Annotated in this window: 22 protein-coding genes; 12 read left to right on the top strand and 10 right to left on the bottom strand. The window is 64.8% G+C overall.

The features are described from left to right. Both ISS20_RS12720 and ISS20_RS12715 read right to left on the bottom strand, forming a co-directional pair. A partial coding sequence (locus tag ISS20_RS12720; RefSeq protein ID WP_291437103.1) for a hypothetical protein occupies window positions 1-259 on the bottom strand: 259 nt, incomplete at its 3' end. Window positions 260-457: 198 nt separating this feature from the next. Continuing rightward, a complete protein-coding gene (locus ISS20_RS12715; protein ID WP_291437101.1) occupies window positions 458-865 on the bottom strand; it encodes a hypothetical protein in 408 nt (135 codons plus the stop codon). Between the two features lie 110 nt (window positions 866-975). On the opposite strand from ISS20_RS12715, the gene ISS20_RS12710 reads away from it, so the two are divergent. Continuing rightward, window positions 976-1,851, top strand: a complete 876-nt coding sequence (locus tag ISS20_RS12710) for a helix-turn-helix transcriptional regulator (protein WP_291437098.1) — start codon at window positions 976-978, stop codon at window positions 1,849-1,851. A gap of 248 nt (window positions 1,852-2,099) precedes the next feature. On the opposite strand, the gene ISS20_RS12705 is transcribed toward ISS20_RS12710, so the two are convergent. Together ISS20_RS12705 and ISS20_RS12700 are read right to left on the bottom strand one after the other, a co-directional pair. After that, the gene (locus ISS20_RS12705) at window positions 2,100-2,402 is read right to left on the bottom strand and encodes an H-NS histone family protein (RefSeq protein WP_056058651.1); all 303 of its coding nucleotides are present in this window, start codon (window positions 2,400-2,402) and stop codon (window positions 2,100-2,102) included. Window positions 2,403-2,560: 158 nt separating this feature from the next. Continuing rightward, window positions 2,561-3,856, bottom strand: coding sequence for a hemolysin family protein (locus ISS20_RS12700; RefSeq protein WP_291437096.1), 1,296 nt, complete (start codon window positions 3,854-3,856; stop codon window positions 2,561-2,563). A 35-nt stretch (window positions 3,857-3,891) separates the two neighbouring features. Here ISS20_RS12700 and ISS20_RS12695 point away from each other — a divergent pair, with 35 nt between their 5' ends. After that, complete coding sequence (locus tag ISS20_RS12695; RefSeq protein ID WP_291437094.1) at window positions 3,892-4,734, top strand: symmetrical bis(5'-nucleosyl)-tetraphosphatase; 843 nt, start codon at window positions 3,892-3,894, stop codon at window positions 4,732-4,734. 16 nt (window positions 4,735-4,750) lie between these two features. On the opposite strand, the gene ISS20_RS12690 is transcribed toward ISS20_RS12695, so the two are convergent. Together ISS20_RS12690 and ISS20_RS12685 are read right to left on the bottom strand one after the other, a co-directional pair. After that, window positions 4,751-5,797 (bottom strand): FAD:protein FMN transferase, encoded by a 1,047-nt coding sequence (locus ISS20_RS12690; RefSeq protein ID WP_291437093.1) that lies wholly within the window; start codon window positions 5,795-5,797, stop codon window positions 4,751-4,753. Window positions 5,798-5,808: 11 nt separating this feature from the next. Then, window positions 5,809-6,219 (bottom strand): c-type cytochrome, encoded by a 411-nt coding sequence (locus ISS20_RS12685; protein WP_291437091.1) that lies wholly within the window; start codon window positions 6,217-6,219, stop codon window positions 5,809-5,811. Between the two features lie 239 nt (window positions 6,220-6,458). On the opposite strand from ISS20_RS12685, the gene ISS20_RS12680 reads away from it, so the two are divergent. From ISS20_RS12680 to ISS20_RS12645, 8 genes are all read left to right on the top strand, one after another. Further along, window positions 6,459-6,821, top strand: a complete 363-nt coding sequence (locus ISS20_RS12680; protein WP_291437089.1) for a hypothetical protein — start codon at window positions 6,459-6,461, stop codon at window positions 6,819-6,821. A 21-nt stretch (window positions 6,822-6,842) separates the two neighbouring features. Beyond that, window positions 6,843-8,768, top strand: a complete 1,926-nt coding sequence (nosZ, locus tag ISS20_RS12675; protein ID WP_291437087.1) for a TAT-dependent nitrous-oxide reductase — start codon at window positions 6,843-6,845, stop codon at window positions 8,766-8,768. A gap of 215 nt (window positions 8,769-8,983) precedes the next feature. Next, the gene (locus ISS20_RS12670) at window positions 8,984-11,605 is read left to right on the top strand and encodes a NosR/NirI family protein (protein ID WP_291437086.1); all 2,622 of its coding nucleotides are present in this window, start codon (window positions 8,984-8,986) and stop codon (window positions 11,603-11,605) included. Then, on the top strand, window positions 11,605-12,891 hold the full coding sequence (locus ISS20_RS12665; RefSeq protein ID WP_291437084.1) for a nitrous oxide reductase family maturation protein NosD: 1,287 nt from the start codon (window positions 11,605-11,607) through the stop codon (window positions 12,889-12,891). Before ISS20_RS12670 ends, ISS20_RS12665 begins: the two co-directional genes overlap by 1 nt. Beyond that, window positions 12,866-13,810: an ABC transporter ATP-binding protein gene (locus tag ISS20_RS12660; protein ID WP_082565034.1), complete on the top strand. Its 945-nt coding sequence runs from the start codon at window positions 12,866-12,868 to the stop codon at window positions 13,808-13,810. The genes ISS20_RS12665 and ISS20_RS12660 overlap by 26 nt, the downstream gene beginning before the upstream one ends. 2 nt (window positions 13,811-13,812) lie before the next feature. After that, window positions 13,813-14,628 (top strand): ABC transporter permease subunit, encoded by an 816-nt coding sequence (locus tag ISS20_RS12655; protein WP_057228618.1) that lies wholly within the window; start codon window positions 13,813-13,815, stop codon window positions 14,626-14,628. Then, a complete protein-coding gene (locus ISS20_RS12650) occupies window positions 14,625-15,206 on the top strand; it encodes a nitrous oxide reductase accessory protein NosL (protein WP_291437075.1) in 582 nt (193 codons plus the stop codon). Before ISS20_RS12655 ends, ISS20_RS12650 begins: the two co-directional genes overlap by 4 nt. Before the next feature lie 19 nt (window positions 15,207-15,225). After that, window positions 15,226-15,867, top strand: a complete 642-nt coding sequence (locus tag ISS20_RS12645; protein ID WP_291437073.1) for a nitrous oxide reductase accessory protein NosL — start codon at window positions 15,226-15,228, stop codon at window positions 15,865-15,867. An 81-nt stretch (window positions 15,868-15,948) separates the two neighbouring features. Here the strand turns inward: ISS20_RS12645 and ISS20_RS12640 are convergent, their stop codons facing one another. The 3 genes from ISS20_RS12640 to ISS20_RS12630 form a co-directional block, all read right to left on the bottom strand. Beyond that, window positions 15,949-17,439 carry a DEAD/DEAH box helicase gene (locus ISS20_RS12640; RefSeq protein ID WP_291437071.1) on the bottom strand — a complete coding sequence of 497 codons (1,491 nt, stop codon included), beginning with the start codon at window positions 17,437-17,439 and terminating at the stop codon, window positions 15,949-15,951. Between the two features lie 376 nt (window positions 17,440-17,815). Continuing rightward, the gene (locus ISS20_RS12635; RefSeq protein ID WP_291437069.1) at window positions 17,816-20,335 is read right to left on the bottom strand and encodes an FtsX-like permease family protein; all 2,520 of its coding nucleotides are present in this window, start codon (window positions 20,333-20,335) and stop codon (window positions 17,816-17,818) included. A 65-nt stretch (window positions 20,336-20,400) separates the two neighbouring features. Next, entirely contained in the window at window positions 20,401-22,101 is a 1,701-nt protein-coding gene (locus ISS20_RS12630) for a C13 family peptidase (RefSeq protein ID WP_291437067.1), read from the bottom strand. Between the two features lie 437 nt (window positions 22,102-22,538). Here ISS20_RS12630 and ISS20_RS12625 point away from each other — a divergent pair, with 437 nt between their 5' ends. After that, window positions 22,539-22,748, top strand: coding sequence for a hypothetical protein (locus ISS20_RS12625; protein WP_291437105.1), 210 nt, complete (start codon window positions 22,539-22,541; stop codon window positions 22,746-22,748). A gap of 117 nt (window positions 22,749-22,865) precedes the next feature. Further along, window positions 22,866-23,216 carry an RNA-binding protein gene (locus tag ISS20_RS12620; protein WP_291437065.1) on the top strand — a complete coding sequence of 117 codons (351 nt, stop codon included), beginning with the start codon at window positions 22,866-22,868 and terminating at the stop codon, window positions 23,214-23,216. A 198-nt stretch (window positions 23,217-23,414) separates the two neighbouring features. On the opposite strand, the gene ISS20_RS12615 is transcribed toward ISS20_RS12620, so the two are convergent. Continuing rightward, window positions 23,415-24,362: a formate dehydrogenase accessory sulfurtransferase FdhD gene (locus ISS20_RS12615; protein ID WP_291437063.1), complete on the bottom strand. Its 948-nt coding sequence runs from the start codon at window positions 24,360-24,362 to the stop codon at window positions 23,415-23,417. Window positions 24,363-24,400 lie beyond the last annotated feature (38 nt).

Genomic DNA, 24,400 nt, shown 5'->3' with positions numbered 1-24,400 from the left:
GGGGCTGCCAGTGCGCCAGCTGCTGCACATGCTCAGCCGTCACCTTGCGCCCATCGCAGTTGCGCAGCACCGATTCGAGCACGATGCGGATCGACACGGGCAGGCGCTGGATCTGCGGAAACTGCTTGGCCAGCGCGGGCAGGGAGTAGAACTTGCCCTCCTTGCCCGACGCCGTTTTGAAGCCCTTGAGCGTGTTGGCAAAGGCGTGGCGTACGGGCTTGGACGACGGTTTGGCTAGCGGCTTGGACGATGAGGCCATGGCGAACTCCTAGAAAAGGCAACAGCGTCTATTCTGGCAGTCCCCCATGACGGCGCAATCGTTGGGGGTATGCCGCTGTGCCCCGCCGCCCTGGCGCAGAGGCTCATACGACGCTCTTTTCACCAATTTTGCGGAAAAAACCGCCCAAGCGCTACATCCTTATGCCTCAATAGCTATCAAATATATAGCGCAAAAGAACTAAGCGGCAGCCCAAGCAGGCAGGCGGCGCACACCCATCCACTGCAGCTCCGCAATGAGCGCCACCGAGACCACGTGCACCACCAGGTACGCCTGGCCCAGCAACGTGGGTGCCACGGCGTTACCGAGCAGCAGCACCAGGCTGGCCAACGCCCATCCAAAGTTGGCAGCGATCAGCGCCGACAGCCCTCCGCGCGGCATGGTGCGCGCGCGGGCAATGCGGGTGGCCAGTGCTGCGTAGCCCAGCAGCAAAACGCCGGACACCACCAGCAGTCCGTGCGGCAGCCCCAGCCATTCGGCCAGCGACGCCGTCAGCAGCAGATGCAAGGCGCCCAGCAGCAGCCCGGTGGACGCATCGAACCAGACCACGGCACGCAAAAGGGAGGGGGAAGACAACAGGTTCAACATGGCAAGCTCCTTGGGGGTTGAAGAAGGCTGCATCGTTGCCGCTGCGGCGCATGGCGTCGATGACATGGCAGGTAATGGTCTGCGGCCTGGTTGGGCCTAGGATGCGAGGCATGACGTCCGCACCCTCCACCCCTTCTCGCCGCACCCCGCGTCATCCGCTGCCGCACCGCACTGCAGCAGCGGGGCCCGCCAGTTTTGGTGACCACCTGCGCACCTGGCGCCAGCAGCGGCACCTGAGCCAGCTGGAGCTGGCCGACGAGGCAGACATCTCCACGCGGCACGTGAGCTTCATGGAAACCGGCCGCACCAATCCCAGCCGCGACATGGTGCTGCGCCTGTGCGAGCGCCTGGCCATCCCGCTGCGCGAACGCAACGCACTGCTGGTGGCAGCCGGCTACGCCCCCATGTACCGAGAACGCGCGCTGGACGACCCGGCACTGACCGCAGCGCGCCAGGCCGTCGAGCTGGTGCTCAAGGGCCATGAGCCCTGCCCCGCCATCGCACTCGACCGCTGCTGGAATGTGGTGGCTGCCAACCGCACAGCGCAGGCCTTGCTGGCCGCGCATGTGAGCCCTGAACTGCTCGCGCCCCCCATCAACGTGTTCCGCCTGAGCCTGCACCCCGACGGCCTGGCGTCACGCATCGCCAATCTGGCGCAATGGCGCCACCATCTCTTCGAGCGCCTGCGCCAGCAAATTCATGCCACGGGGGACCCGGCATTGCTGGCCCTGCAGGCCGAACTGCTGGAATACCCCGCGCCCGATGAATCCACACCGCTCGTGATGGCGGGAGAAATGCTGGGTGTGGTGATGCCGTTTTGTTTCAATAGCATGCACGGCATGCTGTCGCTCATCAGCACTACGACGATATTCGGCACTCCAGTGGATGTGACGCTGCAGGAGCTGGCGGTGGAATCGTTTTTCCCGGCCGACGCATTTACTGCCCAGGTACTGCGGGAGATGGCGCAGCAATATGCTGCGGATTGACTGCCTGGGGTGCGTTGAACAACAACACGCGGACCGAATTTTTGGGTTCCGTGGGCAGTGGCTGGCGGGATAGCGTGATTTTGCGGTATCCACCCAGTGAATGCAGGGCGCAGATTTTGTGTCGCCAGCGATGTATGAAGGATCCAGATGCTGGGCCAGGCTGGGTAGTTCGGCGCCCCATGCCAGGCCACCCAAAAAAATAGCCCGCAGTTGCGGGCTATTTTTTTGAGTGCAGCGAATGCCGATTCTCAGATGGCGAACTTTTCGCGGTTTTCGTTCTGAATCCACTTGGGCGCCTTGCCACGGCCGGTCCATGTCTGGCCAGTCGCCGGGTCGCGGTATTTGGGGGCCACTTTGGTGCCTGCGGTAGAGCTGCGGCCAGTTTTCCCTGCGGCCTTGCCTGCAGGAAACACATCCTGGGCGGTCAGACCATATTCGGCCACCAAGGCGCGCACTTGGGAAACAGCGTCCGACAATTCTCGGCGACGGGCTTCGCTGATTTGTTGCTCAAGCGCTTCACGCTGCTTCAAAAGTTCTTTGTAGCTGGTCATGGTGTCTGAATAAGAAAATGGGGTTGGTGACCACGCGATTATATGGATAACCGCCCTCAGCAAACGTCGGGATAAAAATTTTGCATTAAGAAACCACAAAATGCTGCCAGTCATATTCACTCCCGAGCCAGCCACTGGTCCAGGGAGCCATAACGGCTTCAGAGGATGCTGTCGGGTTGTGCCAATACCCTGTCAATGCGTTTGCCCTCCAGGGCCAGCACCTCGAATATCCAGCCGACGCACACAATCTGTTCGCCTACGGCAGGTAAATGCCCGGTTTCTGCCATCAAAAACCCTGCCAGGGTGTTATAGCGCCCACGGTCTTCCTCGGACAGATCCCGAATATCCAGACGCGCCTTGAGTTCGGACACAGGCATCAGCCCATCCAGCAGCCACGCGCCATCACCACGCGGTGTGGCCCAGGCGTCGGCGGCAGCGCCAGGCTGCAATTCACCGGTAATGGCTTCGAGCAGATCGTGCGGGGTCATGATGCCCTGCACCACACCATATTCGTCCACCACAAACACCATGCGCCCCGAACGCGCGCGAAACTGCTCGAGCAGCTCCATGCCGCTCAAGGTCTCGGGCAAAAAGGCTGCGGGCTTCACGTACTGCTCCAGCGTGCCGGGCGCATCGGGTCCCAGCTCCAGCAAACGGGCCACGCTCACAATGCCCACCACCTCGTCCAGAGAGTTGCGACACACGGGGTACCACGAATGCGCGGCATGCTCGCCGCCACGGCCTGCCTGCTGCAAGCCCTGCGACACCGACCACCCCGCATCGAGCCAGCCCACATCACTGCGCGGCACCATCAGCGAGGTCAGCGGCCGGTCGTCCAGGCGAAAGACGTTTTGCACCATCTGGTGCTCATGGTGCTCGATCACACCGGCCTCGCGCCCTTCTTCGAGGCTGGCGACGATTTCTTCTTCCGTGACAGAGCGCCCCGCTGTGTTGTCCACCCGCATCAGGCGCAGCACCCCTTGGGTCGAGAGCGACAACAGGCGCACAAAAGGCTTGGCCACCCGGGCCACCCAGGCCATGGGCCGCGCCACCAGGCGGGACACCGCCTCCGGATAGAGCTGGCCGATGCGTTTGGGCACCAGCTCGCCAAACACGATGGTGACGAAGGTGATGACGGTCACCACCAGAGCGGTGGCGGTGATGCTGGCGGCCCGCACGGGCATGCCCAGCTGCTGCAGCCACAGCCCCAGGTCGTCGCTGAATGCAGCCTCACCGAGGATTCCATTGAGCATGCCGATGGAGGTGATGCCCACTTGCACCGAGGACAAAAACTGCGTGGGGTTCTCGAGCAGCGCAAGAGCGGCCTGAGCGCCCTTGTCACCCGCTTCGGCCATGGCGGTCAAACGCGACCTGCGGCTTGACGCCAGCGCCAGTTCGGACATCGCGAACACGCCGTTGAGCAGGGTCAGCAGCGCGATCAGCAGAAAATCCATGCTTCACTCAATCAGGTTCACAACCGAAGACCATCATGGCACTTTACTGTATCGGCGACATCCAGGGCTGCGACGCCGCGCTGGGCCGCCTGCTGGACACCATCGGCTTTTCTGCCAGCCGTGACACGGTGTACCTGCTGGGGGACCTTGTCAACCGGGGGCCTGACTCTGCCGCTGTGCTGCGCCGCTGCATGCAACATGGCGATGCCATCCGCTGCCTGCTGGGCAACCATGACCTGCACTTGCTGGCCGCCGCACACGGTGCGCGCAAGCCATCGCGCCGCGATACCCTGGCGTCCGTGCTGGATGCCCCAGACCGCAGCGCCTTGCTCGACTGGCTGCGCCACCAGCCACTGGCGCGGACCCATGAGCATGCCGGCCAGACCCTGCTGATGGTGCATGCGGGCGTGGTACCCGCCTGGACTGCAGCAGACACCCTGGAACGCGCGCAGGAGGTCCACGCCGTGCTGCGCAGCCCGGACCTGCCCACCTTCTTGCACAGCATGTACGGCAACACGCCGGACCACTGGAACGATGCCCTCACAGGCTCCGACCGGCTGCGTGTGATCGTGAACGCACTGACGCGTATGCGCTTTTGCTCCTCCGAGGGTGTGATGGATTTTGAAAGCACTGAGAGCGCCAGCGCAGCCCCTGAAGGCCTGATGCCATGGTTTGACGCGCCAGAACGGCGCACCGCCGGCACGCTGATGGCTTTTGGCCACTGGTCCACGCTGGGCTGGCTCAACCGCAGCGACCTTCTGGGCCTGGACACCGGCTGCGTGTGGGGCGGCTGCCTGAGCGCCGTGCGTTTTGGCGCGACGCTGGCCGAACGCGAGCTGCTGCAGGTGCACTGCGAGCAAGCCCAGGCCCCTGGCTGAACAAACCGCAACAGGCTCAGGACGGCACAGGTTCCAGCAGGGCCGACATGGCGGTGGACTGCCAGACACCACCGTCCTGCCCGGCGATCAGCACGGCCAGCCCCGGCATGCGCTGCGCCAGTACCCGGCCCGCCTGCGGGCCCTGCACCATCAGCGCGGCACCCAGTCCGTTGACGGCCGCCACATCGCGCGCCACCAGGCTCACGCCATGTACGCCCGATGCCGGGCGCCCTGTGCGCGGATTGAGCACATGGTGCTGGCGCTGGCCTTGGTGGAAGAAGAAGCGCTCATAGTCGCCCGACGAGGCCACCACACCGGCGCCCGCCACGGCCACCACACCCAGCAGGCGCTCGGGGGAACGCGGGTCGCGCAGCCCCACACGCCAGGGCCTGCCTTGCCACAGCCCGTGGGTCAGCACGTCACCACCACCGTTGATCATGGCGTTCTCAACCCCTTCGGAGCGCAGCATGTTCATGCCAGCTTCCAGGATCGGTAGCTTGGCGATGCCGCCCAGGTCCAGCGCCATGCCCTGGCGGGCCAGGAAGGCAGTGCCAGCGGCCACGTCCAGCATCAGGCTGCGCGCATCCACCAGGGGCAGTTGCCGCGCGATTTCGCTGGCGCCGGGAACCACCTTGTCGCCGGGACCAAAGTTCCAGGACTTGAAAGCCCCCACCGTCACGTCAAAGGCACCACGGCTCACCGCCGACACACGCTGGGCGCTCTGCAGCACCGCCATGACTTCGGGCGGAACCGCCACAGGCACGATGCCCGCCGCCAGGTTGATGCGACTGACCACGCTGCGGGGTTGGTAGCGGCTCATGAGCGCCTCCAGCCTCTGCATCTCTGCATAGGCCCGGTCCATGGCGCGGCGCAGCTGCGGGCCATCAACGCCCTCCACCGCCATATCCACCTGCGTGCCCATCAGGGGACGCGAGCTGCGCTCAGACATCACCCGTGCGGCCGCAGACGCGCCACCACCCCAGACCGCACCACCCAGCAAGGGCAGCGCCATCACCATGCGACGGCGCGACAGACCCTGAGGGGGCAGAGAAGCTTGCTGCATGGTGCCTCCGCTCAGAGCGACTTGTCGGCCATGTAATCCACGGCGGCCTTGACCTCGGCGTCGGTCAGATTGGCAGAGCCCCCCTTGGCGGGCATCATGCCCTTGGCCCCGGTAAAGCCCTCGATCGCGTGCTTGTACAGCGTGTCCTTGCCCTGGGCAATGCGCGGGCCCCAGTCGGCCTTGTCGCCCGGCTTGGGGGCACCGGCCACGCCAGCGGCATGGCACATGGCGCAGGTCTTGCCAAACACACTTTTTCCCAGTTCGTTCTCTGCGGCAGCCGGTGCGGCGGGGGCCGCTGCGGGCGCTGGGGCTGTGACAGCCGCAGGTGCAGCAGCTGGCGTGGGTTCCGACTTCTTGTCGCCACAACCGGCCAGCAGTGCGGCCAAGATCGCTACGGCGACCATCACGGTTTTCTTTTGCATCGCATACATCCTGTTCTTGGGGGTTAACAAATATCTGAGAGGGCCTGTGGCTGCGCGAGAAACGCGACGAAATGCGTCCAGGACGTGGCCGGAAAAACCCCTGCGGGCATTACACGGGCACCGCCTCAGACCGGTGCATTGACTGTAGGTGCAAGAGGCACTTTTGGGCAGATGCCGGCCCCTCCAAAGCATGATCCAGATCAAATTGATTCATATTACGTGAATCTATTATCCATGCCATGCAAAACCATCACACCCTGCGAAGACTGCGCCTTTGGGTGCTGGCGTGGTTTTTGATGGCGCTGGGTGTAGCGGTGGCTTCGCCGCTGGTAGCGCCACGGGGCATGGAGCTGGTCTGTTCTGGCTCTGGTAGCGGTGGTGTCCGGCTGGTGGTGAAGACCACCGAAGGCTTGGTGGCGGCAGATGCGATCGGCCTCGATTGCCCTTTGTGCCTGGCGGCCGACACGCCACCCACCACCCCACTCGCAGCAACCACCACTGCCGCAGCCCCCACCTTCCAGCCCCGCTTTCACACACCACTTTCCGCACGCACAGAGGTGGCGCTCAGCCCTCCTGCACGCGCACCACCCCTTTTCAACTGAGCGATCCCAAAGAGGAAAACCATGACCGAGAGAAAAGACAGTCCCCTTCCCGCTGCTGGCCTGGGCCGACGCAGTTTCATCAACACAGCCGCCCTGGTCGGGTTGACCGCAGGCGTAGCCGCCTGCAACGATAAGCCCAGCGCTGCAACGCCTGCGGCACCCGCCCCGGCAGCGCCTGCGGCCAGCCATGCCGCCGCTGGCGCCAACGTGCACCTCAAGCCCGGCGAGCTGGACACCTACTACGGTCTCTGGAGCGGCGGCCACACGGGCGACATGCGCGTGCTGGGCCTGCCCTCCGGCCGCGAAATCACACGCATCCCCTGCTTCGTGCCTGACGCCCTGGTGGGCTGGGGCATCACCAATGAATCCAAGGCCGTGATGGGCACCAAGGCCGATGGTCACCTCGAATACACGGTGGCCGACACCCACCACACCCACGCCTCGTACAAGGATGGCAACTACGACGGCCGCTACGCCTGGATCAACGACAAGATCAACAGCCGCATCGCGCGCATCCGCCTCGATTACTTCGTGTGCGACAAGATCACCAAGCTGCCCAACGTGCAGGGCTTTCACGGCATCTTCCCGGACAAGGCAGACCCGGTGGACCCCGCCATCAACTACACCACACGCGTGTTTTGCGGCGGTGAGTTCGCCATTCCCCTGCCCAACACGGGCACCGAAGACTCCACCAAGTACCGCTCCATGTTCAGCTGCGTGGACGCAGAAACCATGGAAGTGCGCTGGCAAGTGCTGATCGACGGCAACTGCGACCTGGTCGCCACGTCGTACGACGGCAAGCTGGCCGCCACCAACCAGTACAACACCGAGATGGGCGCGAAGTACGAGGACATGATGTCCGCCGAGCGCGACGCATGCCTGTTCTTCAACGTGGGCCGTATCGAGGCCGCCGTGAAGGCTGGCAAGTTCAAGACCATCGGCACCAGCAAGGTGCCTGTGGTGGACGGCACGCACGAAGCCAACAAGGACCCCAAGACCGCCCTCACGGCCTATGTGTCTGTGCCCAAGAACCCGCACGGCGTGAACGCCAGCCCCGATGGCAAGTACTTCATCTGCGCCGGCAAGCTCTCGCCCACCGGCACCGTGATCGAGCTGGCCAAGGTGCTCGACTACTTTGACGGCAAGCTCGAAAAGCTGGACTCCGCCATCGTGGCCGAAGTGGAGCTGGGCCTGGGCCCACTGCACACCGCGTTCGACGGCCGTGGCAATGCCTACACCACCCTGTTCCTGGACAGCCAGGTCGTGAAGTGGAACGTGGAAGCCGCCATCAAGTTCCACGCGGGCGACAAGACCGCCAAGTACGTGGTGGACCGCCTCGATGTGCAATACCAGCCCGGCCACTTGAACGCGTCGCAGTCCGAAACCAAGGCCGCCGACGGCAAGATCCTGGCCGTGGGTTGCAAGTTCTCCAAGGACCGCTTCCTGCCCGTGGGCCCGCTGCACCCCGAGAACGAACAGCTCATCGACATCTCGGGCGAGAAGATGGTGCTGCTGGCCGACCACCCCGTGCGTGGCGAGCCTCATGACTTCATCATCTTCAAGCGCGACCTGGTGCGCCCCAAGCAGGTCTACACGCTCGACGAGTTCCCGCTGGCCGTCAAGGACCCCAAGGAGTCCGGCGTGTTCCGCAATGGCAAGAAGGTCACCGTGAAGATGACCTCGCAAGCCCCGGCCTTTAGCCTGCGCGAGTTCAAGCTCAAGAAGGGTGACGAGGTCACGCTGATCCTGACCAACCTGGACAAGATCGAAGACTTGACCCACGGCTTTGCGATTCCGAACTACAACGTGAACTTCATCGTGAACCCGCTGGAGACCAAGTCGGTGAGCTTTGTGGCCGACAAGCCCGGTGTGTTCTGGTGCTACTGCACGCACTTCTGCCATGCACTCCACCTGGAAATGCGCACTCGGATGATTGTGGAAGCTTGATGGGGCGATCCCCCTGAGGCGCTACCGCGCCTTCCCCCTTCTCTCGAATCGCTGCGCGATTCGGGAAGGGGGACGATGCACTCGCTGCGGGGCGGCCCTTGCTCTGCATCCCTGGTCTGGGGCGCGCCAGTTGTGACGACTGCGCCCCAATTTGAACAAAATTGGCCGCTAGCGCTTGATAGATAAGCGCTAACAGCTATCAAAAAGATAGTCTCATGATTTCCCTCCGTCGGCAGTTCGCCACGCTTCTTCTGGTCTTGTTGGCAGCACTTTGGCTGGCGCCGCGCGCCCATGCCGCAGCAGGCGCCTACGAGGCCGAGCTGCCCGCCGAACTGGCCAGCGCGCGCGAAATGTGCGCACTGGTGCCCTGCAAGGATGTGTTCCCGGGGGCGGGCCACTTTTCCGAGCGCAAGGGGCAGCCGCCCTATGTAGAGGCCTACGACAACGACGGTGCCCAAAAGAAGCTGCTGGGCTATGTGATGCTCTCCACCGACATCACCGACACCCCGGCCTACTCGGGCAAGCCTGTGGTCACGCTGATCGGCATGGACACACAAGGTCGCTTCGTGGGCGTGAAGGTGCTCAAGCATTCCGAGCCCATCCTGCTGCTGGGCATCCCTGAATCCGCACTGCTCAAGTTCAACGCCCAGTACCTGGGCAAGTCGGTGGCCGACAAGATCGAGGTGGGCCAGTCGCGCCCTGATGAAAACGTGCTGGGCCTGGACGCCATCTCGGGTGCCACCGTCACCGTGATCGCGCAGAACCAGGTCATGATGGCCTCGGGCTCCGCCGTGGCGCGGCAGGTGGGCATCCTCGCACCCGCGGTGCGCGAGCCCGCACGCTATGCCGAAACCGGCAAGCGCCTGAGCTGGGCCGAGCTGGTGCAACAAGGCACCGTACAACGCCTGCGGGTGCTGCCCGAACAGGTGGGCCTGGACAAGGGCCCCGACCCGTTCATCGAGCTGTGGTTTGGCGACCTGAACCACCCAGACATCGGCAAAAGCGTGCTGGGCGAGAACGGTTGGAACAACCTGCGCCTGCAGCTCAAGGAGGGCGAACACGCCTTCTTCATCGTCCGCACCGGCGGCAAGGAATCGTTCAAGGGCTCGGGCTTTGTGCGCGGCGGCATCTACGACCGCGTGCAGGTACGCCAAGGCGCAGATTCGTTCACCTTCCGCGACCTGGACGCGCTCAACCTGTACGGCATCGAGGCCGCAGGCGCACCCAGCTACAACGAGTCGGTCATCTTCATCATCCGCTCACACGCGTTCTCAGCCGCCTACCCCTGGAAGCTGAGCTTTCTGGGCAACCGCGTGGACCGTGCCACGGGCACTCGCAGCTTCACCAGCTTCGACACGCCCTACTGGCTGCCCGCCGCCATGCTGCAAGGAGGGCGCCCGACCATCGACGAGCCTGATGCCCCCTGGGTGCGCGTGTGGAAGTCGCGTGCGGTAGAGATTGCACTGTTCGCCGTGCTGTTGATCGCCGTGAGCGTGGTGTACGCCCTGCGCGAGAAGCTCACGCGCCTGTCCACCCACAAGAACAAGTGGCCGGTCAACGCCTTCAAGTACAGCTTCTGGGCCCTCAGCATTGGCTGGATCGGTTTTGGCGCCATGGCGCAGCCCTCCATCACGCAGGTGCTGACCTGGTTCCATTCGCTGCTGTTCCAGTGGACTTGGTCGCTGTTCCTGTCCGACCCGTTCATCTTCCTGTTCTGGATCTTCATCATCGTCACCGTGTTCCTGTTCGGGCGCGGGTTGTTCTGCGGCTGGATGTGCCCGTTTGGCTCGCTGCAGGAGGGCATCTACAAGATCGCGCGCGTCCTGGGCCTCAAGCGCTTTCAGACCCAGCTGCCGCAGAAGTGGCACGACCGGCTCAAGTGGGTCAAGTACGCGGTGTTCTTCGGGTTGCTCGCGGTGTCGATGTTCTCGATGGGCCTGGCCGAAAAGCTGGCCGAGGTGGAACCCTTCAAGACCACCTTCCTGGTGGGCGCGCTGAACCGCGCCTGGCCCTATGGCCTGTTTGTGGCCGCCATACTGGGCGTGTCGATCTTCATCGAGCGGCCCTATTGCAAATACATTTGCCCGCTGGGCGCCTCGCTGGCCATGCCCAGCACGTTCCGCTGGTTTGGCCTCAAGCGCAAGCAGGACTGCAACAGCTGCAAGGCCTGCGCCGTGGGCTGCGGCGCCCAGGCGATTGACGCCGATGGCCGTATCGACCACCGCGAATGCCTGCATTGCCTGGACTGCATGGTGCTCTACACCGACACCAAGGGCTGCCCGCCCCTGGCAAAAGAGCGCAAGCGCCGCGAAAAGGATGGCCTGGAGATCACGCCCATCGGCGCCAACGGCTACTTCATCCCGATCCACCCCGCCACGGTGCAAGACCAGATTTCGGCCAAGGCTGCCCAGGGGCCGGACCCACGCATGCCCACCACGCCAGCACTGCTCGCACACAAGGCCGACGCCAAAGGCCTGCGCTGGGTCGTTCTTGAGCTGGTAGACCACCTGTGGCCCTGGAGCCGCGAAGGCTGGGCCTCGCGGCGCGCGCTGCAGATCGCAGGCTTCTCGCTGGCCGTCGCCGCCAGCGTGGCCTGGGTGTTGACCGCCCTGGGCTCGCTGTCATCGGGCGCCATCATCGGCTGGTGGTTTGGCTGGAGCGTGTACGAGGTGCTGATCCGACTGTCGGGCAAGCGCTATGTGAAGGACGGCCCGTGGTGGCAGGGCCAGTACCGCCGGGCGGGCGTGATGGACATGCTGAGCTACGTGGGCTTCAAGAACCTGCTGATCGGCGCAGCACTCTTCCTGGCCATCAAGGCCGTGGTGGGATTGGCGTGATGAAGCCTCCCCTTGCTGCCACCGCATTCACCGCATTCGTGGCGCTGGCTGCGTGCCTGCTGGCCCTGCCCGCCCACGCTGCCACCGTGCAGGTGCTCCCCGGGCAAGACCTGCAGGCTGCCATCCAGGCCGCCAAACCGGGCGACACGGTGGAGGTGCTGCGCGGCGCCTACCGTGTGAACCTGCGCATCGACAAAGCCCTGACCCTGCGCGGCATCGACCGCCCCACCCTCAGCGGCGGGCAGCAGGGCGACACCATCCGCGTCACCGCGCCCGACGTGGTGATCGAGGGCCTGATCGTGCGCGACTCGGGCACCAGCCTCAAGGACCAGAACGCGGGCATCTACCTCTACCCCGGTGCCCACCGTGCCGTGGTGCGCCACAACGACCTCACCTACAACCTGTTCGGCTTGTGGATCGAGAAGGCCAACGACGTGCAGGTGCTGCACAACACCATCACCGGCCTGCGCGATGTGGGCTCGTCCCAGCGTGGCAACGGGGTGCAGCTGTACAACACCACGGGCGCACGCATCGAGGGCAATCACATCAGCTTTGTGCGCGACGCGCTGTATGTGGATGTATCCCACCACGCCGTGTTCCGGGGCAACAAGCTGCACCACAGCCGCTACGGCACGCACTACATGAACTCCTACTACAACCTGTGGGAGGACAACGACACCTACTACAACCGGGGCGGCCTGGCGCTGATGGAAGTGCGCGACCAGGTGGTGCGCAACAACCGCGCCTGGGGCAACACCGACCACGGCATCATGCTGCGCACCATGCAGGACTCGGTGATCGAGAACAACGTGGTGGCCGAGAACAACCGGGGCTTCTTCATCTACGACGTGGAGTACGTCACCTTGCGCGGCAACCTGGTGGCGCGCAACACGGTGGGCGTGCACCTGTCGGCCGGCTCCACCCGCAACAAGGTGGACAACAACGACTTCATCGGCAACCGCGAACAGGTGCGCTACGTGGGCGCCCGCGACGAGCGCTGGGGCACCGGCGGCGGCAACCACTGGAGCAACTACCTGGGCTGGGACCGCGACGGCAACGGCGTGGGCGATGTGCCCTACGAATCCAACGACATGGTGGACCGCCTGACCTGGCGCCACCCCACCATCAAGCTGCTGCTGGCCAGCCCCGCCGTGCAGGCACTGCGCCTGGTGGGCCAGCAGTTTCCGGTGCTGCGCGTGCCCACCGTGGTGGACCCCAAGCCCCGCATGCAACCGAACCAACCCCAACGGAATTTTCAGCGTGACACGCAACCCTCCCCCCATTGACCTGAGCGAGCCCCCCGCCATCGAGGTGCGGGGCGCGCACAAGCACTACGGCGCACTGCACGCCGTGGACGGCATCGACCTGCGCATCGCGCGCGGCGAGATCTTTGGCCTCATCGGCCACAACGGCGCGGGAAAGAGCACGCTGTTCAAGATGATCCTGGGCCTCACGCCCGCCACCTCGGGCGAGATCCGGGTGGGCGGCGCCACGGTGCAGGGCCGCGACTTTCGTGCCGCCCGCCGCCACCTGGGCTACCTGCCTGAGAACGTGGTGCTCTACGACAACCTGAACGGGCTGGAGACGCTGCGTTTCTTCGCCCGCCTCAAGGGTGCGCCCCTCACGCAATGCCCCGCGCTGCTGGAACGCGTGGGCCTGGCCCACGCGGGCAACCGCGCCGTGCGCGAATACTCCAAGGGCATGCGCCAGCGCCTGGGGTTTGCACAGGCCCTGCTGGGCGAGCCCCAGGTTCTGCTGCTCGACGAGCCCACCAACGGCCTGGACCCGCAGGCCATCCGCGACTTCTACGCCACGCTGCGCGAGCTGCAGGCGGGTGGCGTGACCATCGTCATCACTTCGCACATCCTGGCCGAATTGCAGGAGCGCGTGGACCGCTTGGCCATCCTGGCCTCCGGCAAGCTGCAGGCCCTGGGCAGCGTGCAGGCACTGCGCGAGCAAGCGCACATGCCGTTGACCATCCACCTCACGCTGGCCGCAGCCGACCGGCCTGCCGCGCTGGGGCTGCTCTCTGCCGTGCCCGGCGTCACCGGGACGGAAACGGCGGAAGGCCTGCATGTGGACTGCCCGCGCGGCAGCAAGATGGCCGTGCTGGGTGCGCTGGCACCGCTGGGCACCGCGCTGCAGGACCTGCAGATCCAGGAACCCTCGCTTGAGGATGTGTACTTCGACCTGCGCAAGGGCTAGCCATGGAATTCCAACAAATCTTCACCATCGCGGGCAAGGAGTTCCGCGACCGCATGCGCAACCGCTGGGTGCTGGCCGTGGCGCTCGTGTTCACCGTGTTCTCGCTGGCCATCGCCTACTTTGGCGGCGCGCAGCAGGGCACGGTGGGTTTTCGCTCCATCGAGTTCACCATCGCCAGCCTGGTTAGCCTGGTCATCTACCTGATCCCGCTGATCGCGCTGCTGCTGGGCTTTGACGCCATCGTGGGCGAGCGCGAGCGCGGCTCGCTCGATCTGCTGCTGTCATTGCCCATCACGCGGCTGGAGCTGCTGCTGGGCAAGTACCTGGGGCTGGCGGCGGCGCTTACGCTCTCGACGCTGGCGGGGTTTGGCCTGGTGGCGGTGCTGCTGGTCCGGCAGTTCAGCGGGGCTGCGCTGTTCCACTACGGCGGCTTCATGCTCAGCTCGGTGCTGCTGGGGCTGGCCTTTTTGAGCATGGCGGTGCTGCTGTCGGTGCTCACGCACGAGCGCACACGCGCCTCCGGTCTGGCGATTGCCGCCTGGTTCTTTTTTGTGCTGGTGTTTGACCTGCTGCTGCTGGGCGCCCTGGTGGCCACAGGCGGCAGCGTCGGCGGCGAGGCCATGGCCTACCTGCTGCTGCTCAACCCGGCCGACGTTTTCCGCATCCTCAACGTGTTCTCGCTCGACGACGTGCGCACCCTGTACGGCCTGACAAGCATCGTGCCACCTGCCCTGGCCAAGCCATGGCTGATGGGCGCGGTGATGGCGGGCTGGATCGTGGTGCCTCTGGGCCTGGCGAGCTGGAGATTCAAGCCATGACGAACAAATCCCACAACCAATACCAATGCGCCTGCGCCACACGGCGCCAACTGCTGGGCTGGGCGACCCTCGCATCGCTGGGCACGTTCACCGGCCTCACGGGCCTGACCGGCTGCAGCCAGGCGGACAACAGCGCGCAGTCCCTGAAACCCGTGGAAATCGACCGCACCACCAGCTGCGAACTCGACGGCATGCTGCTGGCCGACTACCCCGGCCCCAAGGCGCAGGTGCGCTTTGCGGGGCAGGACAAGCCTTCGTTCTTCTGCGACACGGTGGAGCTGTTCAGCACCCTGCTGGCCGGCGAACAAGTGCGCGCCGTGCAGGCCGTGTACGTGCAGGACATGGGCAAAGCCGACTGGAATGCACCACAGGGCCACTGGATAGACGGCAAGACCGCCATCTACGTGGTGGGCGGCAAGCGCCACGGCTCCATGGGCCCCACCATCGGCAGCTTTGCGCAAGAAGCCGACGCGAAGAAGTTTGCTGCTGAATATGGCGGCAAGGTTCTGCGCTTTGCCGAGATCACGCCCGCCATGGTGGACCTGAGCGGCGGGGCACTGCACGACACGCGGATGTGAGCCGCCCATGCCTGCGCTGATGCCCCGCCCACACGCAGCCAGCCGGCGCACAGCCCTTGCAGCCCTGCTGCTGGGCTCGGCAGGCCTGGTGGCATGGCAATGGCCCCAGCGCACTCCGCCCCGCCCGTCCGGCAACGACGCCTTGGAGGGCATCGGCGACGATGTGTGCGTGGTGGCACCGCCCACGCCCTACGCCCCTGCGCTGGGCCAGCCCCTGGCCGCTGCCCGCGAGGTGCCCGCTGACGCGCGCTGCCCGGTGTGTGGCATGTACCCGGCCCGCGCACGGGCGTGGGCGGCGCAGGTCATTTTTGCGGACGGGGATGCGTACTTTTTTGACTCACCGCTCAGCCTCATGCTGTACCTGGGCAACGTGGCCCACTACACGCGAGGCCGCACGGCCGGTGCCATCGTGGCCCGGTATGTGACCGATACCGGTACGGGTGGTTGGCTGAACGCGCAGGAGGCGGTGTACGTGACAGGGTCTTCGGCCATGGGGCCGATGCGGGCGGGCAATCTGCCCGCGTTTGCCGATGCGGAGGCTGCACAGCGGTTTGTGCAGCAGCGTGGGGGGCGGGCTGTCCCCTTCGGTGCTATCGATGTAGCCTTGTTGCGCAGGCTGGCCCCGAACCTCCGGGCCGACCACCGCTTGCATTCAGGCTGAGGCGGCCTCATTTGCTACTGAAAATATAGCTAATTGCGCTTATCCATCAAGCGCTACAGGCCTAAAAAGGCCTGAATTTCGTCACTGCACCGAAGTCTCTGGCTGGACGGCCTTGAACAGCGCAGCCACCTTGCGCTTGGGCTTGATGTTGGCTGACACGCTGCTGCGCGGGGCTGACTTGGCAGCTTCCCAGGCGGGGGTTGCATCGGCAGCTGCGCTGGCCTCATATGGCTTCTCAAAGAAGGGATCGCGCGAGGCAACGGCCGGGCGGAAGCCACGGTGCTGCTCGCGGCCCTCGCGGCCGATACGCTGGTCACGCTCGCGCCGTGGCGCAGCAGGAGCGGCCGGCAGCGCATCCCGCCCGTCACCCGTCTCACCGGCTTCGCGCCAGGCACGGCGGCCGTCGTTGATGCGGCCACGGGGCTGGTCTTCTTCGTATTCGATGGCTTCGAGATCGATCTTTTTCTTGATCAGTTTCTCAATATCAGCCACCAGGCGGGCGTCGCTGCCCGACACCAGCGTGACGGCCAGGCCCGACGCACCGGCGCGACCCGTGCGGCCAATGCGGTGCACATAGTCTTCTGCGTTGAAAGGCACGTCGAAGTTGAACACCGCAGGCACGTCCTTGATGTCGAGGCCGCGCGCGGCCACATCGGTACACACCAACAGATCGACTTCGCCACTCTTGAAGGCTTCGAGCGCCTTCAGGCGCTCGTCCTGGCTCTTGTCGCCGTGCAGCGCGGCGGTCTTGAGACCTTCGCGCTCCAGGCTGCGCGCCAGACGGGCACAACCGAGCTTGCTGTTCACGAAGATGAAGGCCTGCTTGATGCCGCGCGTCTTGAGCACCTGGTGGATGGCGCGGCGCTTATCGTCGTCGTTGGCGCTGTAAAAGCGCTGCTCCACCGTGGAGGCCGTCTCGTTCGGGCGGGCCACTTCGATGGTGATGGGGTTTTGCAGGTAGCTGCTCGCCAGGCGCTTGATCTCGGGCGAGAACGTGGCGCTGAACAGCAGCGTAGTGCGCTGCTTGGGCAGGTAGCTCAGGATGCGCTGCAGGTCGGGCAAAAAACCGATGTCCAGCATGCGGTCGGCCTCGTCGAGCACCACGTACTCCACCTGGTTGAGCACCGCGTTTTTGGCTTCGATGTGATCGAGCAGGCGGCCCGGCGTAGCCACCAGGACTTCGACGCCTTTTTTCAGCTCGATAGTCTGGGGCTTCATGTCCATGCCGCCAAACACCACCGTGCTGCGCAGCTTGGTGTATTTGGCGTACAGCGCGATCTGCTGTGCCACCTGGTCGGCCAGCTCGCGCGTGGGCAACAGCACCAGAGCGCGCACAGGGTGGCGGGCGGGGGATGTGGAACTGCTCTCGTGCTTGAGCAGGCGCTGCAGCAAAGGCAGCGAGAACGCGGCCGTTTTGCCGGTGCCGGTCTGGGCAGCGCCCATCACGTCCTGGCCGGTGAGCACCACCGGGATGGCCTGCGCCTGGATAGGCGTCATGGACTCGTAGCCCATTTCGGCTACGGCGCGCGCCAGCGGCTCAGCCAGCGATAGATTGGAAAAGGAACTTGTCATTTAGCTCTCTATTGTCGCACCGGTGGCCCAAAAAGCGATTTTTCGGGCTCGGAGCGGCAAAAATGCAGTATGCGCAGCCAGCGCATTGACGTGCGTTTGCTATTTATTTGATAGCTGTTGGCACATATGAATTCGGCGCTACCAGCTGTTTTTATTCAAACTCTGGGTCGGCAAGGCAAGGTGCCGTAACACCTTGCGCCGCGTGCGGGCGTTGCATCGCTGATTGGGCAATATCCCCGCAGTTGGCAAGAAAGGCACCCGAAGCAAACACCCGAAGGAAGTGCTCGACATCGGCGGGTGGCGGAGGTCACACGGTTGACCTCTCTCCCTTTCTGTCGCAGTGCAGTGCAGTGAAGTGCGTCCGTCTGCCAGACGGTTACTCGGCAGAACGCCTCAGTGTGTCCACCACCGGGCGCAAAAGTACCTCGCGCAAGCCCCACCAGCCTGCGGCCAGCGCCAACAAGGCCCCCGCAAGCGCGCCTGCCAGAGGCACCCAGGGGGCGGCAGTCCAGGTGAAGTCAAACACATAACGCGCCAACGCCCAGCCCACGCCCACTGCCACCGCGCTGGCCAGAAAGCCCGCCAGCAGGCCTACACCCACCAGTTCGGCCCGCTGCACCTGTCGCAGCAGGCTGGCACGGGCCCCCACGGCACGCATGATGGCGTACTCACGCGCGCGCTCTTCGCGGGTGGCCGTGACGGCTGCAAACAGCACCACCAGGCCGGCCGCGAGCGTGAACGCAAACAAGAACTCCACCGCGCGGATCACCTGCTCCAGCACCCGCTGCACCTGGGCAATGGTGGCGCCCATGTCCACATTGGTGATGTTGGGAAACTGGCGCACCAATGCGTTGTCAAAACCGTGGGTTTCGGGTGCTCGGTAGGCGGCCAGATAGGTGACCGGGACATCCTTGACCTCTGCCACTGGGTACATCACAAAGAAATTGGCGCGCATGGAACCCCAGTCCACCTTGCGCAGGCTGGTGATGCGGGCCTCATCCTGCACGCCGCCCATATCGAACTGCAAACGGTCACCCAGCTGCAGGCCCAACGTCTGGGCGATACCTTCTTCCACGCTGATGGCGCCCTCCTCGCCTGGCGTCCAGCGCCCTGCCACCACCTGGTTGTGGGGCGGCGCCTCCACCGCATTCGACAGGTTGAACTCGCGGTCCACCAGGCGCTTGGCGCGGTCGTCGGTGTAGTTGTCAGGCCCGACGGGCTTGCCGTTCACGGCGACCAGGCGGCCCCGGATCATCGGATACCAGTCGTAGCGAACCACTCCGCTGTCCTTGAGCGTCTGCTGGAATGCCTCGGACTGGTCGGGCATTACGTTGATGACAAAACGGTTGGGCGCGTCGGGCGGAGTCGCCTTGCGCCAGCTGCTGATGAGGTCGGTGCGCAGCAGGACCAGCAGCACCAGGGCCAGCAGGCCCACCGCCAGGCTGCTGACCTGCACAACGGCATAGGCCGGGCGCGCGGAGATCTGCCGCGTGGCCAGCACGAGCCAACGCGGGGCCGTGCTCTCGTTCACGCTCTTGCGCAGCAGCTTGACCGCCACCCATGACAGGCCTGCAAACAGCGCCACGGCACCGGCAAAACCACCCACGGCAATCAGGCCCAGCTTGATGTCACTGCTGACCGCCAGCAACAGCGCGGCAAAGCCAGCAATACCGATACCCAGCACTGCCAGCGAGGCGGGCTTGAGCCCCCCCACATCACGCCGGATCACCCGCAACGGCGGCACCTGCGCCAGCTGCAGCACCGGCGGCAAGCCAAACGCAAACAGCAGCGTGAGCCCCATGCCCAGGCCAAACACCACCGGCCACAGGCTGGGCGGGGGCAAGGCCGATTCCACCAATCCCGCCAGCAGCAGCACAAAGGCGTAATGCACCACGTAGCCCAGCGCCACACCCAGGGCGCTGGCAAACAGGCCAATCAGCGCGAACTCCGTGGTGTAGGCCCCAGCAATGGTGCGCTGGCTTTGCCCCAGCACGCGCAGCATGGCCGAGGCATCGAGGTGTTCAGCCGCGAAGCCGCGCGCGGCCAGTGCCACCGCCACGGCCGACAACAACGCAGCCAGCAGCGCCACCAGGCTCAAGAATTTCTGGGCGCGGTCGAGCGTCTGACGCATCTCGGGGCGGCCACTTTCCAGCGACTCCACCCGCACGCCATGCACGGCGGGCTTCTTGGCCTCGATCACCGCCCAATCGTTGAAGGCTTTGATGGCCGATGCCGGTCCGACCACGGCAAAGCGGTAGGTCAGGCGGCTGGCAGGTTGCACCAGCCCCGTGGCGGGCAGGTCGAGTTCGTTGACCATCACACGCGGCGCAAAGCTCATGAAGCCCGCCCCACGGTCAGGCTCGATGACGATGATGCGCGCGATGCGCAGTTGCGCATCGCCCAGCGACAGCTTGTCGCCCATGGCGAGATTGAGCGATTCGAGCAGCGGCGCATCCACCCACACCTCGCCGGGCGCCGGGATGTCACGCGTCGGCTGCTCCAGCGCACCGGGGGCATCCGCCACCGTGAGGCTGCCGCGCAGCGGGTAGCCCGACTGCACACTCTTGAGTGCCACCAGCTTGCTGGCGCCGCCCTGCGCATCGCTCGCGCGGCCCATGGTCGGAAAGCCCAGGGTGGTCACTGACTGCAACCCGAGCGCCTTGGCGCGCTCCACAAAAGCTGCTGGCGTTGGGTTGTCGCTGGCCACGACAGCATCACCCCCCAGCAGTTGCAGGGCATCGCGCTGCAGCCCGCCTTGCAGGCGATCGGCAAAAAACCCCACGGACGTGAGCGCGGCCACTGCCAGGGTGACGGCCACAATCAGCAGGCGCAACTCGCCCGCGCGCAGGTCCCGGGCCAGGGTGCGCCAGCCAAGGCGCAGGAAAGACAGGTTCATGGGCAGACCTTAGCGCAAAGCGAACGGGCTGGCGGGCCGTGGGGTGTTAGAAGGTGTTCAATGCGTCAGGGCCGCAGCGGTGGCGCTACGGCGGGGACGGTTGCCGCAGCGGTCGCCGGCGCCGGTCCTGAGGCGTCGGTCGCAGGCGCAGGGACTTCGCTGGAGGCGTTTGGTGCCTCCGTCTGCAGCCGCTGTTCCAGCGCCTGCAACACCGGGGTGATCTGTTTGCCCACGCGGATCTGCGGGTTCGAAAAGCCATCGGCCTTGCCTGCCTCGATCTCACGCTGCTGGATCAGCGGCACTGCCTTGGCAAAAGCCTCGGTGAAGGAATGGGTCTGGCGCAGTTGTTCATGAAACACCGCACGGCCAAAGAAGGTCAGCTCAGACAGTCTGCCGCAGCCGTAAGAGGTGTGGGTGGCATCGGCTGCCGTCATGATCAGCGTGCTGTCGGTGCCCAGCGGTTCGATCCAGCCTCCCGAGAAGCAGGCGGACACCGCGATCACGCGGTTGCGGATACCCGCCTCGTCCAGCGCTGCACGCAGCATCTCCGGCGTCACGGGTGGTACCTGCAGCGGCCAGTGCGCCGCAGCCAGCTCATGGTTGCGCGCGCCGTGCGAGGTCATGTAAATCACCAGTACATCGTGCTCGCGGTCCATGCGCGCTGCCAGCGCAGCAATGGCGCGTTGCAGATTCTCGGGCGTCGCCCAGGGGTGGGTCTCGGCAGTTTCTGCATGGTTGAGCAGGTGCAGAACCCGGCCCTGGGCGTCAAACCGCTCCTGCAGCAGCGTGCTGACCATGGTGCTTTCGCGGCGGAACACGTTTTCATCCGCATAGGGCGCGAACACCAGCCCATAGACATCCACCACGCCGGGACGCTGAGGCAACAAAGCATCCACCTGCTGCTGCCACAGCAGCTGCTGATCCTCAAAAAGGCCTTGCGATAGCGCCAGTTGCGCAGGCTCTGGAGGCTGCGCTCCGTCGGCGGACACGGCCGACGCATCGGCCACCGCCAGGGCTTCTTCCTCCCAGGGCTGGTCCTGAAACTGCCACATGCCCACCCCGACCACCACAGCCATCGCCACCCCAAAAAACGCAGTGCGCACCCGCGATCGGATGAAGCGGGCACTCACCACCACCAGCGTGGCCAGCACCCATACCGTGAGCACACCGTAGGCCACCCAGAAAAGGATGCTCGCCACCGTCCCATTCCACAGCTCTGGCTGGTGAACCGCCGCTCCCATCAGGGCATAGAGCACCAGCAAAGGGGCCAGTGGCGCCCACGCCGACAGCACATACCAGGCCGCCAGCCCGCCCGAGGGGCCGAGCACACCCAGCTCCGGCGCGGGGGCAGGTGCACGCTGTGCTGGCGCCATGGCCCACCAAGCCAGCCACAGCAGCACCAGGCTGCTCCACATGGGGGTCAGCCAGCCACGCATGCTGAACTGCGCCGGGCCCACAACCTGCCACCGGGAGGCCCCCACCAGCAACGCGCCGCTGATCAACGACAACAACAGCAATTGCCAGGGCGTGGGTGCTGCAGCCCCTGTGCGCGGTGCCAGGAACAGCGCTGCGCGCAATCCTTCGCGCATCCAGCCCCACAGTGAAAGGCGCTCCGTTGCGGGAACAGCCCTGATGGCAGACGGTGTGGGCACATCTTGCGGCGACCGGCTCAACGGAACTTCAATCTCCGTGTGGGCCAGTTCTGGCCCCCACTGGCTGGGCAACGTGTCGGCCCAGGTGCTGCTGCTGGCGTTCAGGTCTTTCATGCGCGCATCATGCCATCGCGTAATGACGCCTTCTGTGGCCGTGGAAACCGTCGAAACGGGGCCGTAAAGGCTGCGGGGCCGGGCCCAACGACGATGGAGAGCGACTGCCGAACGCCTCATTGCGCCAGAGCCCATCGGCCTTCGTACGAGGATTCAAGGCGCTTGCATCGCCTTTTTTAAAACCAGAAATAATATTAAACAAAAATTAAATAACAAATGACATATACTCAGCTTCGTTGCAGTCACGGCTCTTAACGCTAGCAGTCACCGCAACGCCTGCCTCCAAGCGGTCAACCGCGCCATGGCAGGCCGCCTTTTTGCGACCTTGTCGCCCAGTGGGTCTGAAGAGCTGCAGCCCACCGAGTCCCTCGATGCTCACGCAGGTCGATACTGGCCTGCGTTTCCGAATGCACCAGATTTCAAATAACGCTATTTCCATGGGCCAATACGTCGTTTCGCCCGCGACACACCCGACCGACTGCGGCCGCTTCCGCGCCTCCTTCTCGGTCCATCGTTCAGAGGGCAACGGCAGCTACTGCCGAGTGTTCCGTTTTGACAAAGCCTTTGCCTCGCGCGAAGCTGCCCGGCTCTTTGCAGTCACCCAGGGCTGGCTGCAAGCGTGCATGCCCCATCCCCCTGTGTGCTGAAGCTCTGCTGACGGCAGGCTCCAACCCCCCATCCCAGTTGCTGTGGGCTCCCGCTCACACTTCTGCACCCCAACGGTGCGCCCCTCTTTGCGCGCCAACCTTCAGAAAGGCTCTTCCATGAGCACCAAGATCTACGTGGGCAACCTGCCCTATTCCGTGACCGATTCCAGCCTGCAAAGCAACTTTGCCGAGTTCGGCAACGTGTCCTCCGCCAAGGTCATGATGGACCGCGAAACCGGCCGTTCCAAGGGCTTCGGCTTTGTGGAAATGGCGTCTGCCGAAGTGGCCCAGGCAGCCATCAGCGCGCTGCACGGCATGTCCGTCGATGGACGCTCGATTGTGGTGAACCTGGCCCGCCCCCGCGAAGAAGGCGGCGGCGCAGGTGGCTACAACGCCGGTGGCTACAGTGCGAGCAAGCGCTCGGACGTTGGCTATGGCACGGGCGGCTACGGCGGCGGTCGCTACTGAGCCCTGGGGCTTCGTGAAAAAGCCGGCTCTCTGGAGCCGGTTTTTTTTCGCCTTGCCCATGTCCTTGGAGGGGCAGCAGACCAAAGCAGGTCGGACAGGTTCGATGCCGCTGCGGTGTCCAGCCCATGGGGTATAGCGTCGCCAGGGCCTCTGTACCACCCCAATTTGCCCGGGCGCAAGCCATCCCGCTTTGTCGCCTCACACCTCGCCAAAAGCCCGAGCGGGTGGCACTACTGGGGCCTGGGCCAGTTCCGGCTGCAGCACCAGGCGGTGCGTGCCGCTGTAGCAGACAAACCGGCGGTTGGTGGCACGCCCGATGGCGCACAGGCCCAGTTGCTGGGCCACGGCGTGGCCCATTTGTGTCATGCCGCTGCGGGATACCACGATGGGCACCCCCATCTGCGCGGACTTGATGACCATCTCGCTGGTGAGGCGACCGGTGGTGTAGAACACCTTGTCTGCCCCCGACATGGGAACGGTCGCTGCGTCTCCCGCACAGCCGCCTGATGAACACGTTTCAGGATTCATCCACATCCAGCCCGCAATGGTGTCAATCGCATTGTGGCGGCCGACGTCTTCCACAAACATCAGCAATTCCTCGCCCCTGAACAGGGCACAGCCATGCACCGAACCGGACGACTTGTAGGTGGTCTCCTTGAGGCGAATCGCGTTCACAATGCCGTACAGCTGGCCTTGAGTCAGGCGGGCATCGGGCAACTGGATGCGGTCCACTTCGTCCATCAGCCCGCCAAACACACTGCCCTGCCCGCAGCCTGTGGTGACAACCTTGCTGGCCGTGCGCTCTTCGATGCGTGCAATGCCCTGGCGCGTGCGCACGGCGGCGGCGTGGACCTCCCAATCGACCGTGATCGACTCGATGTCGAACACCGATTCGACCAGCCGCTGATTGCGCAGATAACCCAGCACCAGCAGCTCTGGTTGCGCACCCAGCGTCATCAGCGTGACGAGCTCGCGCTTATCCACGTAGATCGTGAGCGGACGCTCGGCGGGGATCTGTACTTCCTCCCGTGCGCCCAGTTCATTGACGACCTCCACCGCATGGGTCAGCGGAGCGTGGGCCTGCGTCAGGCGCGGCAGCGAAGGCGTTGACAAACCGGAGAGGGTGGACAAGGAACTGGAACTCATGGGGCAAATATACGCAGTGTGGCGCTATAGCGATCAGC

It is taken from the genome of Acidovorax sp. (genome assembly GCF_016783915.1).
GTDB lineage: Bacteria > Pseudomonadota > Gammaproteobacteria > Burkholderiales > Burkholderiaceae_C > Acidovorax.
This window is presented reverse-complemented; position numbering and strand designations above follow the sequence as displayed.

Coding starts and splice junctions, on each gene's coding strand:
- nosZ (WP_291437087.1), top strand. CDS start 6,843: ATGACCGAGAGAAAAGACAGTCCCCTTCCCGCTGCTGGCCTGGGCCGA.
- ISS20_RS12615 (WP_291437063.1), bottom strand. CDS start 24,362: ATGAGTTCCAGTTCCTTGTCCACCCTCTCCGGTTTGTCAACGCCTTCG.
- ISS20_RS12635 (WP_291437069.1), bottom strand. CDS start 20,335: ATGAACCTGTCTTTCCTGCGCCTTGGCTGGCGCACCCTGGCCCGGGAC.
- ISS20_RS12705 (WP_056058651.1), bottom strand. CDS start 2,402: ATGACCAGCTACAAAGAACTTTTGAAGCAGCGTGAAGCGCTTGAGCAA.
- ISS20_RS12620 (WP_291437065.1), top strand. CDS start 22,866: ATGAGCACCAAGATCTACGTGGGCAACCTGCCCTATTCCGTGACCGAT.
- ISS20_RS12680 (WP_291437089.1), top strand. CDS start 6,459: ATGCAAAACCATCACACCCTGCGAAGACTGCGCCTTTGGGTGCTGGCG.
- ISS20_RS12665 (WP_291437084.1), top strand. CDS start 11,605: ATGAAGCCTCCCCTTGCTGCCACCGCATTCACCGCATTCGTGGCGCTG.
- ISS20_RS12670 (WP_291437086.1), top strand. CDS start 8,984: ATGATTTCCCTCCGTCGGCAGTTCGCCACGCTTCTTCTGGTCTTGTTG.
- ISS20_RS12700 (WP_291437096.1), bottom strand. CDS start 3,856: ATGGATTTTCTGCTGATCGCGCTGCTGACCCTGCTCAACGGCGTGTTC.
- ISS20_RS12640 (WP_291437071.1), bottom strand. CDS start 17,439: ATGACAAGTTCCTTTTCCAATCTATCGCTGGCTGAGCCGCTGGCGCGC.
- ISS20_RS12645 (WP_291437073.1), top strand. CDS start 15,226: ATGCCCCGCCCACACGCAGCCAGCCGGCGCACAGCCCTTGCAGCCCTG.
- ISS20_RS12710 (WP_291437098.1), top strand. CDS start 976: ATGACGTCCGCACCCTCCACCCCTTCTCGCCGCACCCCGCGTCATCCG.
- ISS20_RS12690 (WP_291437093.1), bottom strand. CDS start 5,797: ATGCAGCAAGCTTCTCTGCCCCCTCAGGGTCTGTCGCGCCGTCGCATG.
- ISS20_RS12685 (WP_291437091.1), bottom strand. CDS start 6,219: ATGCAAAAGAAAACCGTGATGGTCGCCGTAGCGATCTTGGCCGCACTG.
- ISS20_RS12625 (WP_291437105.1), top strand. CDS start 22,539: ATGGGCCAATACGTCGTTTCGCCCGCGACACACCCGACCGACTGCGGC.
- ISS20_RS12695 (WP_291437094.1), top strand. CDS start 3,892: ATGGCACTTTACTGTATCGGCGACATCCAGGGCTGCGACGCCGCGCTG.
- ISS20_RS12715 (WP_291437101.1), bottom strand. CDS start 865: ATGTTGAACCTGTTGTCTTCCCCCTCCCTTTTGCGTGCCGTGGTCTGG.
- ISS20_RS12655 (WP_057228618.1), top strand. CDS start 13,813: ATGGAATTCCAACAAATCTTCACCATCGCGGGCAAGGAGTTCCGCGAC.
- ISS20_RS12650 (WP_291437075.1), top strand. CDS start 14,625: ATGACGAACAAATCCCACAACCAATACCAATGCGCCTGCGCCACACGG.
- ISS20_RS12630 (WP_291437067.1), bottom strand. CDS start 22,101: ATGAAAGACCTGAACGCCAGCAGCAGCACCTGGGCCGACACGTTGCCC.